14 protein-coding genes are annotated in these 11,932 nt (G+C 65.5%); 5 read left to right on the forward strand and 9 right to left on the reverse strand.

Features of this window, described 5'->3' with window-relative positions:
- Positions 1 to 42 precede the first annotated feature (42 nt).
- Both ACEN98_RS05105 and ACEN98_RS05110 read left to right on the forward strand, forming a co-directional pair.
- A complete protein-coding gene (locus ACEN98_RS05105; protein WP_413382103.1) occupies positions 43 to 348 on the forward strand; it encodes an NIPSNAP family protein in 306 nt (101 codons plus the stop codon).
- Positions 345 to 677, forward strand: a complete 333-nt coding sequence (locus ACEN98_RS05110) for an antibiotic biosynthesis monooxygenase family protein (RefSeq protein WP_413382106.1) — start codon at positions 345 to 347, stop codon at positions 675 to 677. The genes ACEN98_RS05105 and ACEN98_RS05110 overlap by 4 nt, the downstream gene beginning before the upstream one ends.
- Here the strand turns inward: ACEN98_RS05110 and ACEN98_RS05115 are convergent.
- The 6 genes from ACEN98_RS05115 to ACEN98_RS05140 all read right to left on the reverse strand — a co-directional run bounded on the left by ACEN98_RS05115 (position 667) and on the right by ACEN98_RS05140 (position 6,321).
- The gene (locus ACEN98_RS05115) at positions 667 to 1,113 is read right to left on the reverse strand and encodes an SRPBCC family protein (RefSeq protein ID WP_413382109.1); all 447 of its coding nucleotides are present in this window, start codon (positions 1,111 to 1,113) and stop codon (positions 667 to 669) included. The two genes, ACEN98_RS05110 and ACEN98_RS05115, sit on opposite strands and share 11 nt — an antisense overlap.
- A gap of 89 nt (positions 1,114 to 1,202) precedes the next feature.
- Positions 1,203 to 2,321: a YbdK family carboxylate-amine ligase gene (locus ACEN98_RS05120; protein WP_413339187.1), complete on the reverse strand. Its 1,119-nt coding sequence runs from the start codon at positions 2,319 to 2,321 to the stop codon at positions 1,203 to 1,205.
- Positions 2,311 to 3,501 carry a cation:proton antiporter gene (locus ACEN98_RS05125; RefSeq protein WP_413382112.1) on the reverse strand — a complete coding sequence of 397 codons (1,191 nt, stop codon included), beginning with the start codon at positions 3,499 to 3,501 and terminating at the stop codon, positions 2,311 to 2,313. The genes ACEN98_RS05120 and ACEN98_RS05125 overlap by 11 nt, the downstream gene beginning before the upstream one ends.
- Positions 3,502 to 3,694: 193 nt before the next feature.
- Complete coding sequence (locus ACEN98_RS05130) at positions 3,695 to 4,864, reverse strand: vWA domain-containing protein (protein WP_413382115.1); 1,170 nt, start codon at positions 4,862 to 4,864, stop codon at positions 3,695 to 3,697.
- A 9-nt stretch (positions 4,865 to 4,873) separates the two neighbouring features.
- Positions 4,874 to 5,470 carry a GNAT family N-acetyltransferase gene (locus ACEN98_RS05135; RefSeq protein WP_413382118.1) on the reverse strand — a complete coding sequence of 199 codons (597 nt, stop codon included), beginning with the start codon at positions 5,468 to 5,470 and terminating at the stop codon, positions 4,874 to 4,876.
- The gene (locus ACEN98_RS05140; protein ID WP_413382121.1) at positions 5,467 to 6,321 is read right to left on the reverse strand and encodes an AAA family ATPase; all 855 of its coding nucleotides are present in this window, start codon (positions 6,319 to 6,321) and stop codon (positions 5,467 to 5,469) included. The genes ACEN98_RS05135 and ACEN98_RS05140 overlap by 4 nt, the downstream gene beginning before the upstream one ends.
- Before the next feature lie 229 nt (positions 6,322 to 6,550).
- Between ACEN98_RS05140 and ACEN98_RS05145 the strand changes: the two genes are divergently transcribed.
- The 3 genes from ACEN98_RS05145 to ACEN98_RS05155 all read left to right on the forward strand — a co-directional run bounded on the left by ACEN98_RS05145 (position 6,551) and on the right by ACEN98_RS05155 (position 8,856).
- Positions 6,551 to 6,889, forward strand: coding sequence for a c-type cytochrome (locus ACEN98_RS05145; RefSeq protein WP_413382124.1), 339 nt, complete (start codon positions 6,551 to 6,553; stop codon positions 6,887 to 6,889).
- A 10-nt stretch (positions 6,890 to 6,899) separates the two neighbouring features.
- The gene (locus ACEN98_RS05150) at positions 6,900 to 7,256 is read left to right on the forward strand and encodes a c-type cytochrome (RefSeq protein ID WP_413382127.1); all 357 of its coding nucleotides are present in this window, start codon (positions 6,900 to 6,902) and stop codon (positions 7,254 to 7,256) included.
- Positions 7,257 to 7,350: 94 nt separating this feature from the next.
- The gene (locus tag ACEN98_RS05155) at positions 7,351 to 8,856 is read left to right on the forward strand and encodes a SulP family inorganic anion transporter (RefSeq protein WP_413382130.1); all 1,506 of its coding nucleotides are present in this window, start codon (positions 7,351 to 7,353) and stop codon (positions 8,854 to 8,856) included.
- Between the two features lie 117 nt (positions 8,857 to 8,973).
- Here ACEN98_RS05155 and ACEN98_RS05160 read toward each other — a convergent pair whose 3' ends face one another.
- The 3 genes from ACEN98_RS05160 to ACEN98_RS05170 form a co-directional block, all read right to left on the reverse strand.
- The gene (locus ACEN98_RS05160) at positions 8,974 to 9,399 is read right to left on the reverse strand and encodes a DUF1841 family protein (RefSeq protein ID WP_036238314.1); all 426 of its coding nucleotides are present in this window, start codon (positions 9,397 to 9,399) and stop codon (positions 8,974 to 8,976) included.
- 71 nt (positions 9,400 to 9,470) lie between these two features.
- Entirely contained in the window at positions 9,471 to 11,015 is a 1,545-nt protein-coding gene (locus ACEN98_RS05165; protein WP_413382133.1) for a retroviral-like aspartic protease family protein, read from the reverse strand.
- Between the two features lie 134 nt (positions 11,016 to 11,149).
- Positions 11,150 to 11,839, reverse strand: a complete 690-nt coding sequence (locus tag ACEN98_RS05170; RefSeq protein WP_413339204.1) for an RNA pyrophosphohydrolase — start codon at positions 11,837 to 11,839, stop codon at positions 11,150 to 11,152.
- Positions 11,840 to 11,932 lie beyond the last annotated feature (93 nt).

The raw sequence follows: 11,932 nt of genomic DNA on the forward strand, positions 1-11,932 counted from the left end.
GCCAGTGACTACCATGGGGCTTCAACGTTACGAGGAGCCATCATGCCCATCACCTGTTTCATCCGCTACGAGATCGACCCCATCCAGCGCGACGCTTTCCGCACGTATTCCGAAAACTGGGGCCGCATCATCCCGCGGCTGGGTGGCCGCCTGCTCGGCTATTTCCTGCCGCACGAGGGCACCAATTACGAGGCGTGGGGTCTCGTCGGCTTCGACAGCCTGGCCGATTACGAAGCCTACCGGCTGCGCCTGAAGAAAGACGACGAAGCGGTGGCGAACTTCCAGTTTGCGCGCGAAAAGCGCTTCATCCTGCGCGAGGAGCGCACGTTCCTGGAAAACGTCGCATGATCGCCGTGATCTTCGAAGTGGAGCCGGCGCCCGGCAAGCGCCAGGATTACCTGGATGCGGCCGCCGCGCTGCGTCCCGAACTGGAAGCGATCGACGGCTTCATCTCCGTCGAACGTTTCGCATCGCTGGCGCGGCCGGAGAGGATGTTGTCGCTGTCGTTCTGGCGCGACGAGGACGCCGTGAAACGCTGGCGCACCTTGCCCGCGCACCGTGCCATGCAGGCGGCGGGGCGGGCCGGCCTCTTTGCCGATTACCGCCTGCGCGTGGCCGCCGTCGTGCGCGACTATGGATTGCACGAGCGGGAAGAAGCGCCGCCAGTTACTCCTTGATTTCGGGCTCGACCAGTTGGGCCAGCAGCTGCAGCGATTCCTGCCAGCCGAGGTAGCACATCTCGGCGGGAATCGCGGCCGGGATGCCTTCCTGCTTGACCTTGATGTCGACCCCGCAGAACACCTCGCGCAGCTGCACGGTCGTCTGCATGCGGCCGGGCAGGTTGGGATCGTTGAATTCGGCCGTGTAGACGAGGCGCTTGCCCGGTTCCAGTTCCAGGTATTCGCCGCCGAACGAGTGGCTGCCGTCCGTCGTGAAATTCGTGAAGGACATCCGGTAGCGGCCGCCGACGCGGGCGTCCTGCTCGTGCACGGTGCAGGTGAAGCCGTGCGGCGGCAGCCATTTGGCGACGGCGGCCGGCGTGATAAAGGCGCGGTAGACGCGGTCGGCGGTGGATTTCAGGACGCGGTGCAGTTCTACAGTATTCGTGGACATGATCGGTCTCCTTGGCGTAAGTGGCAGAGGACATCCCTCTGATCCTACGACGAACGGGCGGCCCGCGGATCGACACGCGGATAAAAAAATTATCGTCCGCGGAAGCGCCGGATCGCCGCGTCGACCATGCCCTCCGCGCTGCCCTGGCGTTCGTACTGCCCGCGCAGGAAACTCGCGTCGCCGCCGTCGCTGGCCGCCGCGGCCAGGTGCGGCAGCGCGTCCAGGCTGCCCAGCGCCTGCGCATGCGGTTCCATCAGGTCCAGCGTGGCGATGATGTCCTCACGCAGCGGGAGTTGTTCATAGGTCTTCGGATGCGTGATCACGCCGTCGAGCCCGAAGCGGCTGGCCTGGAAGCGGTTGTAGTTGTAGACGAGGTAGTCGTCTTCCAGCGGCGGCGCTTCCTTCCGTTCGAGCAGGTGGCGGCACAGCGCCTGCAGGTAGGCCGCGAGCGCGGCGGCCCGTTCGACCGTGAGCGGCGTGTCGCACACGCGCAGCTCGATCGTGCCGTATTCCGGCTTCGGTCTCAGGTCCCAGTAAAAATCCTTCATGCTCCTGATGATGCGCGTGCGCTCCATCTTGGCGAAGTAGACGTCGGCGAAGTCCGCCCAGCTGAGCGTGAACGGCGCGCGGCCGCTCAGGGGGAAGGCCGAGACCGAATTCAGGCGCGCCGAATCGAAGCCGCTGTCGTGGCCCTGCACGAACGGCGACGATGCGGACAGGGCGATGAAGTGCGGGATGTAGCGCGACAGGGCGTGCAGCAGGAACAGCGCGTCGTCGCCGCTGGCGCAGCCGATGTGCACGTGCTGCCCGAACACGGTGAACTGCTTGGCGAGATAGCCGTACAGCGCCGACAATTCCTGGTAGCGCGGCTTGGCCGAGATGCGCTGTTCGGACCAGTGCTGGAACGGATGCGTGCCCCCGCCGGCGATGCCGATGTTCAGTACGTCGCTGGCGGCGACCAGCGTATCGCGGATCTCGAGCAACTCGGCCAGCAGCGTGCGGTAGTTCGTCTGCACGCTCGAATTTATCTCGATCATGCTTTCCGTGATCTCGGGCGTGACGTTGCCGGGGAACGGCTTGCGCTTCAGCAGGTGCATCAGGTCGGGGCTGGCCGGCGTGAGGTCGAAGTCGGACAGGCTGACGAGCTGCAGTTCCAGCTCCACGCCGAACGTCAGCGGTGCCGAGGTGGCGAAGGGTTCAAGCGGCATGGTTGACCTCCGGCGCTTCGCGCGCCCACACGAGGGCGCGTTGCAGGATGATGGGACCGAATACTTCGAGCAGCATCGTCACGGCGGCCACGGCGCGCAATTCTTCGACGACCTGCACGCCGGCGTGGCGCGCATGCTCGATCAGGAGGATCACGAACACGGACAACGGCGTCAATGCCACGCCCGTCAGCGCACCCTTGCGCCACGAGATGCCGGACAAATGTGCGAACGCCGTCACGCCGGCCGTCTTGGCGAGCAGGCGCACGAGCACGAGGGCGACGGCAAGCAGAGCGCCGGCCCACACGCGGCGCCAGTCGAGCGTCGAGGCGGCGAACACGAACAGCACGACGGTGAGCAGTTCGCCCAGCGCGCCGAAATTGCGCTGCGCCTGGCTGAACGCGACGCGGCGGTGGCGCGCCGTCAGTCCGAACGCGAGCGCCGCGACGACGGGCGACAGGCCCAGTGCGTACGTGATCGCGACGAGCAGGATCACGGCCAGCGCGAAGGCGACGGTGGCGTCCTGCGCCAGCTTGCCCAGCAGACGCAGGATGCCAGGCACGACCAGGCCGAACACGGCGCCCGTGAAGGCCGAGACGCCCAGCACGACGAGGCTGTTCCACAGCGCGTCGCCGACGTCCTCGAACGTGCGGAAGATCCACAGGCCGACGGTGGCGTTGAACGCGAACACGGCCAGCACGCAGTTCAGCGCACACAGGTGCAGTGCCCGTTCCGTCACCTGGCCCGAGCTTTTCTGTTCGTTGATCACGCGGACGACGGTCGCGGGCGACGTCGCCATCGACAGCGACGCGAGCATCAGCCGGTCGATCAGCGCCGCGCCGAACGCATTCGCGACGAGGTAGACGCCGACGAACGTCAGGCCCGCTTCGACGAGGCCCGTGACGCCGATCCACGGATTCGTGCGCAGCCAGCGCAGGTTGATGCGGTAGCCCAGCTCGAACAGGATCAGGCCGAACCCGACGTCGGCCAGCAGCAGCGTCGTGCCGCCTTCCGGCAGCGGCAGTATGCCCAGCTGGGGCGCGGCCAGGATGAAGCCGACGAGGCCATAGAAACTGATGCGCGGCAGGCCGGTCCAGCGCTGCCCGAATTCGCCGACCAGCCAGGCCAGCGTGATCGCGAAGGGCCAGGCGAGACTCGTGAGGACAGACAGGAATTCCTGCATACCGGCTCCTTTGTCAAAATGTTACAACCTGCGACCGATTCTACAAGAGCGATTTGTCCGCACGATTACGTGTAGGAATACGCCGTGCGCAATTCAAACGCCGCGCGTGGGCACGGGGTGCCCACCCTACGATGTTCACATTGCCGTAGGGGGGCACTCCCCGCCCAGCTTTGCGTGAAGGATCGCCGTCCGGTTATTTGCTCAACAAACGCATCGCCCGTTCCAGGCCGTCGATCGTCACGGGGAACATGCGGTTGCCCATGATCTGCCGGATGACGGCGATCGATTGCCGGTACTGCCACAGGTGCTCGGGTTCCGGATTCAGCCACGCGAATTTCGGGAAGGCGTGGCAGAACCGGGCGAGCCATTCCGCGCCCGCTTCCTCGTTGGCGTATTCGACGGAGCCGCCCGGCGCGAGGATTTCGTAGGGGCTCATCGTCGCGTCGCCGACGAAGATCAGGCGCGTGTCGGCCGGGTAGGTGCGCAGCACGTCCCATGTCGGAAAGCGCTCGGCGTGGCGGCGGCGGTTGTTCTTCCACAGGTGGTCGTAGACGCAGTTGTGGAAATAGTAGAACTCCATGTGCTTGAACTCGGCCTTCGCCGCCGAGAACAGCTCTTCGGTGCGCTCGATGTGGTCGTCCATCGTGCCGCCCACGTCCAGCAGCATCAGCACCTTGATGCGGTTGCGCCGCTCCGGCTGCATCCTGATGTCGAGCCAGCCCGCGTTGTTGGCGGTCGAGCGGATCGTCTCGTCCAGCGCCAGTTCGTCCGGCGCGCCCTGGCGCGCGAAGCGGCGCAGGCGGCGCAATGCCACCTTGATGTTGCGGATGCCCAGTTCGCGCTCGCCGTCGTAGTCGCGGTACGTGCGCTGGTCCCACACTTTGACGGCGCTGCGGTTGCCCCCTTTGCCGCCGATCCGGATACCCTCGGGGTTCGTGCCGCCGTTGCCGAACGGGGACGTGCCGCCGGTGCCGATCCATTTATTACCGCCTTCGTGCCGCTCCTTCTGTTCCTTCAGCAGTTCCCGCAGCCGCGACATCAGCTTGTCGTAGCCGAGCTTCTGCAGCTCCGCCTTCTGCTCCGGAGTCAGCTCGCGCTCCAGGCGTTTCCAAAGCCAGTCGAGTGGAATATCCGCTTTGGTGTCGAACACCGTCTCGATGCCCTTGAAAAAGGCGCCGAACGCGCGGTCGAACTTGTCGAAATGGGCTTCGTCCTTCACCAGCGTCAGGCGCGCGAGATAGTAAAACTCGTCGAGCGACGGCGCGATCACCTGCTTCTGCAGCGCTTCCAGCAGCGTGAGGAATTCCTTGATCGTGACGGGGACCTTCGCGTCGCGCAGGGTGAAGAAGAAGTCGATCAGCATCGCGCTTCCCTATTCCGCGTGGCGCGCGTGGCGGCTCAGTTTGTAATGCAGGTGCGACTTGATCTCAAGCCACTCGCCGCGCACGATGCTGTACATGACCGTGTCGCGCACGGTCCCGTCGCGGCGCGGCGCATGGTGGCGCAGCACGCCATCCTTCTTGGCGCCCAATCTCTCGATGGCGGCCTGCGACGCATAATTGAAATTATCGGTGCGCAGGCCGACGACGGCGCAGCCCAGCGTGTCGAACGCGTGCGACAGCAGCAGGAGCTTGCAGCTCGTGTTGACGTGGCTGCGCTGGCGGCTCTTCGCGTACCACGTGTAGCCGATCTCGACGCGGTCGATCGCGGGCATGATGTCGTGGTAGCTGGTCGTGCCGATCACGGTGTCGCTGGACGCGTCGACGACGGCGAAGGCGACCCGGTTCGGCGTCTCCAGGCCCATGCGGATATAGGCTTCCGTGTCCTGCGGTTCCGGCACGGAGGTGATGCGCAGGTTCCACAGTTCGCCGTCGGCGGCTGCGGCGCGCAGGCCGTCGAGGTGGTGCGGCCCGAGCGGCTCCAGGCGCACGCCATTGAATTCCAGGGTGACGGGAGCGACCTGGATCATCGGTTGTGCCTCGCCATCGCCACCAGGCGCTCGAACAGGCTCACGTCCTGCTCGTTCTTGAGCAGGGCGCCCGCGAGCGGCGGCACGATCGTCTTGCCGTCCTGGCTGCGCAGGACCTCGGCCGGGATGTCCTCGGCCAGCAGGAGCTTCAGCCAGTCGAGGAATTCCGACGTCGACGGCTTCTTCTTCAGGCCCGGCACGTCGCGCAGCTCATAAAAACCCTGCAGCGCGGCGGCCAGCAGGTCGGCCTTCAGCGTGGGGTAGTGGACCTTGACGATCTCCGCCATCGTGTCGCGGTCGGGGAATTTGATGTAGTGGAAGAAGCAGCGGCGCAGGAAGGCGTCCGGCAAATCCTTCTCGTTGTTCGACGTGATGATGACGAGGGGACGGTGCTTCGCCACGACCATCTCGCGCGTCTCGTACACGAAGAACTCCATGCGGTCCAGTTCGCGCAGCAGGTCGTTCGGGAATTCGATGTCGGCCTTGTCGATCTCGTCGATCAGCAGCACGACCGGCTCCGGCGCCGTGAACGCCTGCCACAGCACGCCCTTGACGATGTAGTTGTGGATGTCGCGCACGCGCTCGTCGCCCAGCTGCGAATCGCGCAGGCGCGAGACGGCGTCGTATTCGTACAGGCCCTGCTGGGCCTTGGTCGTCGATTTGATGTGCCACTGCAGCAGGGGCATGTCCAGCGCGGCCGCGACCTCTTCGGCCAACATCGTCTTGCCGGTGCCGGGTTCGCCCTTGATCAGCAGGGGCCGGGCGAGGGTGAGGGCGGCGTTGACCGCCAGTTTCAGGTCGGCGGTGGCGACATAGTTGTCGCTGCCTTCGAAGCGTCGGGGTGCGTGCATGGGCCTGGGCAGATCATATGGAAATGCTATCGAGTATATGCCAGAACGCCGTGGCGGGCAGGCCGTCCATGCTGCGCTGCCCAATGGACTCGACTATATTCTTCGGATAGAATCGATTGGATCGTGGCAAAAATGCCATTGCAGTTGCAGTACCGGGGGTCTAGAAAACCTGCTGCCGCCGCACGGGTCGCAAGGCGCCCTATCGATTCAACCCAACGATAGGTCATCCATGAAAATTTCAACAGCATTACTCGTGCTGGCAGCCGGCGCCTCGATGGCCGGCACGGCCGGCGCAGCCGACATCGTCGGCAATCCGAAGGCAGCACCCAACAAGATCGAGCAGTGTATCGGCTGCCACGGCATCCCCGAGTACAAGGGCACGTTCCCTGAAGTCTATCGCGTACCGAAGATCGGCGGCCAGTCGGCGAAGTACATCGAAGCCGCGCTCCATGCCTATAAAAAAGGCGACCGCAACCACCCGTCCATGCGGGGTATCGCGGCCAGCCTGTCCGACCAGGACATCGCCGATATCGCCGCGTATTATTCGCAACAAACCCCGTCCAAGTAAGGAGCGCGCCATGAATAAACTGATCGTCGCGCTGACCCTGGGCGCCGCCTCGCTGGTCCTGTCCGGCCAGGCGCTGGCTTCGGGCAATGCCGCCAACGGCGCCGAACTGGCGAAGAAATACAACTGCGCGTCCTGCCACGGCGCCGACTACAAGACCCCGATCGATCCCAGCTATCCGAAGCTGGCCGGCCAGCATGCCGACTACCTCGTGCATGCGCTGACCGCGTACAAGCGCGGCACCAAAGCCGCCAACGGTCGCAACAACCCGATCATGGCCGGCATGGCCCAGCCGTTGTCGGATCGCGACATGGCCGACATCGCTGCCTACCTGGAAAGTCTGCCTGCGGCGCTCGTCACGAAGCGCTGATCCGGACGGGCCGTTACAATAACGGCCCATCCGGATTGTCCGGAATCCCTCCTGCCGCGTGCCGGCCGGAGGGATTTGTCTTTTGGAGCCCGCCTTGTCCGACGTATCCCCCTCCCACATCAAGACCAATGTATTGAGCGGCCTGACGGTCGCGCTGGCGCTGGTTCCCGAGGCCATCGCCTTCGCCCTCGTGGCCCACGTGTCGCCGCTGACCGGCCTGTATGCCGCCGTGCTGGTCTCGTTCATCACCTCCGCGTTCGGCGGCCGGCCCGGCATGATTTCCGGCGCGGCCGGCGCGCTGGCCGTCGTCATGGTCGCGCTGGTCGTCCGGCACGGCGCGCAATACCTGTTCGCCGCCATCGTGCTGATGGGTGTGCTGCAAATGCTGTTCGCGGCCGCGCGGCTCGGTAAATTCATCCGCATGGTGCCGCATCCCGTGATGCTGGGCTTCGTCAACGGCCTGGCCATCGTGATCTTCGTCGCGCAGTTCGAGCACTTCAAGACGGGCGGCGGCTGGATGGCCGGCCCGCAGCTGTGGACGATGCTGGGCCTCGTCGCGCTGACGATGGCGATCATCTACGTCACGCCGCGCCTCACGAAGGCCGTGCCGGCCACGCTGGTCGGCATCCTCGCCGTCGCGCTGCTCGCGCACGTCATGGGCATCGAAACCAAGACCGTGGGCGACCTCGGCTCCATCGCGGGCGGCCTGCCGGCATTCCGCGTGCCGGACGTGCCGTTCGACCTGCAGACCCTGAAAATCGTGTTCCCGTACTCGCTCGTGCTGGCGGGCGTGGGCCTGATCGAGACGCTGTTGACGCTCACGCTGATCGATGAGATCACGGACACCCGCGGCCAGCCGAACCGCGAAAGCCTGGCCCAGGGTGTCGCGAACGTCGTCACCGGCTTCTTCGGCGGCATGGGCGGCTGTGCGATGATCGGCCAGAGCATGATCAACGTGGGCAACGGCGCGCGCGGCCGCCTGTCGGGCATCTGCGCGTCGCTGTTCCTGCTGTCGTTCATTCTGTTCGGCGCGAGCGTGATCGAGCGGATTCCGCTGGCCGCGCTGATCGGCGTGATGTTCGTCGTGTGCGAAAAGACGTTCGAGTGGGGCACGTTCCGCCTGTTCGGCAAGGTGCCGCGCGCCGATGCGCTCGTGATCGTGCTGGTGGCGGGCGTGACGCTCGTCTTCAACCTGGCGACCGCCGTCCTGGTGGGCGTGGTCGTGTCGGCGCTGGTGTTCGCGTGGCAGCACGCGAAGCAGATCCGCGTCGCGACCGCGCAGGACGCGCACGGCTGGAAAGTCTATGAACTGGAGGGCACGCTGTTCTTCGCGTCGGTGGCCGGCTTCCAGGCGCTGTTCACGCCGAAGGACGACCCGCAGGACGTCGTCGTCGAGTTCCGCCGCGCGCGTGTGGCGGACCACTCGGCGATCCAGGCCATCGACGGCCTGGCGGAACGCTACCGCGCCCTCGGCAAGCGCCTGCATCTGCGCCACCTGAGTCCGGACTGCCGCGCGCTGCTCGAGCGCGCGAAGGACATGATCGAGGTGAACCTGCCGGAAGACCCGCGCTATCGGGTCGCCGACGACAAGCTCGATTAAAAACGTCTCCCGAGCTGCTGCGCGTTGCGCTGCCGGCCTGCGATGCTCGCCGTACCACCGTACGGCTGCGCTTCTCGACCGGCATCGCCGCCGCTCGCGACGCTCGTGAGAGGTTTTTTAGCGCACGCGTTTGCGCACGCACTCCACGTACGCGTCGGTATCCGGCTGCGTGCCGTGGCGCTGCGCCGACCAGATCATCTCGCCGAGACACTCCATGATGCCGTGGTGCGCCTCGTGCTCGCCCACGCGCGCGGCCAGCGCCTCGTAGGCGGCGCGGATGCCGCGCGGCTGGTCGATCGACACCTGTTCCGTGATCGACAGATGCATCGACAGGTGCAGGAATGGATTCGGCTTGCCACCTTCGACGGAATAGTCGCGCGCCACCGCCGCATCGGCATCCGTCAGCTCGTCGTGGTATTCGGGATGCTGTTCGATCCAGTCGGCGGCGATGGCGTCCATCGGGGTCAGGATCTCGCCGGCGCGGCGCTTGCGCAAGGCTTCGCAGAAAAAGCGGCGGACATCGTTGGAGGAGGGGGTGAACATGGAGAAAACCGTCGGAAAACCAGGAGGAAGGGCGTCATTGTAGCGCGATGGCGCACACCCTGCCGGCGCGGTCACGGTGCCGGCTTGGGCGCGGCCGCGGGCGTGCAGTTCGCACGCAGCGTGTCCTTGAGCGCACTCGCTTCGGCCGCGTCGCCGCGCGCGGCATGCCACTCCGCCATGTACGTCTGGGCCATGCACGTGCGCGCATGCGCGAGCTTCGCGTCCTTGCCGGCTTCTTCCAGCAGGCGCGCCGCGTTGGTCTTGCCGAGGTAGAAGTCGGCGATCGGCGCGGGCCAGTCGTCTTCCTTCTGCTGTTTCAGTGCCGCTTCCAGTTCGGTCTTCGCCAGGTCCGCCTCGCCGTGGCGCACGCGGGCGATGTACAGCCACAGCGGGCCGAGACGGTCGGCCGGCAGCAGGTCGAGCGCGTGGCGCAGTTGCGGGATCGCCGTGTCCAGCTGCCCGGCCAGCATCTGCCGGCGGCCGCGCAGCAGGCTGGCGTTCGGTTGGCCCCCATTGGCTGCCATGTCGAGCCAGACGCCGGCCTGGAGCGGATCGCGCGGTACGCCGCGGCCGGTGTTGTAGATCTGGGCCAGCGCGTACTGGGCGTCCGCATTGCCGGCGTCGGCCTCGGCGCGCATCCAGGGTTCCAGTCCCGTGCCGCGCGTGAACACGTCGCCGCCCAGGTAGGCGATGTACAGTTTTTCCTGGCTCATCGCGAACAGCACGCGGTGGGTGCGCAGGAAGTCCTGGCCGAGGTACACGTCGGCCGTGCGCGAGCCCTGCGAATCGATGACGCCCAGTTCGACGTTGCTGATGGTCTCCTGGCCGATCTGCATGCTCTTGACCGGCGCGATCCAGTGCGGCGCGCGGTCGGAGCCGATCCCGCCGGCGTCGCCCATGCGGACCGCGCCCGGGCCATTGACGTCGATGCCGGCCTTTTTGGCGGCGTCCAGCATCATGAAGCTGCGGTGCGCGCCGGAGTCGATCAGCGCGTCCATCTCCTTGCCGTTCACGACGACCGTGAAATGCGGATTCGGGCTGCGGCTGAAGTTGCGCCCGAACGGCAGCACGACGGTGTCTTCCTTCCACAGGAGCAGCTCCGCCTTGCGGCATTCGAGCGGACGGTAGAATTTCATCCGCTTCGCGCGCAGGTCGAGCTCGAGGTCCGTCTGCAGCAGGAACGGGGCGCCGACGATGGCGTCGAAGGCCGGCGTGCCCGCGGTGCTGCCGATTACGGTCAGTTCGGGACGGCGGCCGGCGTGCGCCGGACCGATGGCGAAGTCCTTCAGCCGCACCCCGTACAGGCGCGACAGGCCGCCGATGCCTTCGACGTACCGCCCCGTCATGGACAGGTTCAGGTCGCGCCGGGTCGCGGCGTTCATCGTCATGTGGGTCTGGTCGGAGCCGGTGTCGATCAGCATCGTGGCCGGGGTGCCGTTGATCGTGCCGTCGACCGCGGGCGCCAGGCTCGCGCCGACGTAGCGGATGGGCAGGCTGCCCACTTCCACGTAGGTGCATTTGGGCGGGGTGTCCTCGGCGTGGACACGTGCGGACGAGCACAGCGCGGCCAGCAGGAGGGGAAGGGCACGGAAAATCGGCAAAGTCGGCATCATCATGGCGATGATTCTACTTCGCAATTTTGCAAAAATTACATTACCAAAATGTAAAAAAGGCAAAGGCAACCGCTTGCACGGCTGCTTTGCCTTTGTTGTGTTGCTTCCGGGCTACTTGCGCAGATCACTCCCGCAGGTCATTCTTTCCTTGTCACACCCTGTTGCGCCAACACCATCTTGGAGCTGCCGGCCGCGTCGGCGATGGCCTTGCTGGCTGCCGCCACCGCCTTGCTGGCATTGGCGCCACTCGCCACGGCCTTGTTACCGCCATTGCCGTTGCCATTGCCCCCCTGGGCGCGCCGCTCGTGCGGCTGGCGCAGGTAGCGCGAGCTGTGGCGGCGTTCGCCGTTCGCGGGCCACGTGATGAAACGCGACAGTTCCTGCAAGGCGCGCTGGTACACGTCGCGCTTGAATTCGATGACCACGTCCAGCGGGACCCAGTAATCGTGCCAGCGCCAGGCATCGAACTCGGGATGGTCGGTCAGGCGCAGGTTGACGTCGTTGTCGCGTGCCACCATGCGCAGCAGGAACCAGATCTGCTTCTGGCCGCGGTAGTGACCGCGCACTTCGCGCTTGATGAAGTGATCGGGCACTTCATAGCGCAGCCAGTCGCGGGTCCGGCCCACGATCTTGACGTGCTCCTGGCGCAGGCCGATTTCTTCCTCGAGCTCGCGGTACATCGCCTGTTCCGGCGTCTCGCCGTATTTGATACCCCCTTGCGGAAATTGCCAAGAATGCTCACGCACCCGCTTGCCCCACCACACTTCGTTGTTGGCGTTCAGCAGGATGATGCCGACGTTGGGGCGAAACCCTTCACGATCGAGCATAATTCACCTCGAAACTTTCTGCCGGCTGATCCCTCTTACTTACGTTTTTACCTAGCAATCCAGATACGTCTGTCGCGCAACCTGCACAGGAAC

The organism is Massilia sp. CT11-137, from assembly GCF_047302885.1.
Classification (GTDB): Bacteria; Pseudomonadota; Gammaproteobacteria; order Burkholderiales; family Burkholderiaceae_D; genus Telluria; species Telluria orientalis.

What these genes read in the sequence shown, in the direction of transcription:
- ACEN98_RS05105 (WP_413382103.1), top strand. Translation starts at nt 43, where the DNA reads ATGCCCATCACCTGTTTCATCCGCTACGAGATCGACCCCATCCAGCGC.
- ACEN98_RS05110 (WP_413382106.1), top strand. Translation starts at nt 345, where the DNA reads ATGATCGCCGTGATCTTCGAAGTGGAGCCGGCGCCCGGCAAGCGCCAG.
- ACEN98_RS05115 (WP_413382109.1), bottom strand. Translation starts at nt 1,113, where the DNA reads ATGTCCACGAATACTGTAGAACTGCACCGCGTCCTGAAATCCACCGCC.
- ACEN98_RS05120 (WP_413339187.1), bottom strand. Translation starts at nt 2,321, where the DNA reads ATGCCGCTTGAACCCTTCGCCACCTCGGCACCGCTGACGTTCGGCGTG.
- ACEN98_RS05125 (WP_413382112.1), bottom strand. Translation starts at nt 3,501, where the DNA reads ATGCAGGAATTCCTGTCTGTCCTCACGAGTCTCGCCTGGCCCTTCGCG.
- ACEN98_RS05130 (WP_413382115.1), bottom strand. Translation starts at nt 4,864, where the DNA reads ATGCTGATCGACTTCTTCTTCACCCTGCGCGACGCGAAGGTCCCCGTC.
- ACEN98_RS05135 (WP_413382118.1), bottom strand. Translation starts at nt 5,470, where the DNA reads ATGATCCAGGTCGCTCCCGTCACCCTGGAATTCAATGGCGTGCGCCTG.
- ACEN98_RS05140 (WP_413382121.1), bottom strand. Translation starts at nt 6,321, where the DNA reads ATGCACGCACCCCGACGCTTCGAAGGCAGCGACAACTATGTCGCCACC.
- ACEN98_RS05145 (WP_413382124.1), top strand. Translation starts at nt 6,551, where the DNA reads ATGAAAATTTCAACAGCATTACTCGTGCTGGCAGCCGGCGCCTCGATG.
- ACEN98_RS05150 (WP_413382127.1), top strand. Translation starts at nt 6,900, where the DNA reads ATGAATAAACTGATCGTCGCGCTGACCCTGGGCGCCGCCTCGCTGGTC.
- ACEN98_RS05160 (WP_036238314.1), bottom strand. Translation starts at nt 9,399, where the DNA reads ATGTTCACCCCCTCCTCCAACGATGTCCGCCGCTTTTTCTGCGAAGCC.
- ACEN98_RS05165 (WP_413382133.1), bottom strand. Translation starts at nt 11,015, where the DNA reads ATGATGATGCCGACTTTGCCGATTTTCCGTGCCCTTCCCCTCCTGCTG.
- ACEN98_RS05170 (WP_413339204.1), bottom strand. Translation starts at nt 11,839, where the DNA reads ATGCTCGATCGTGAAGGGTTTCGCCCCAACGTCGGCATCATCCTGCTG.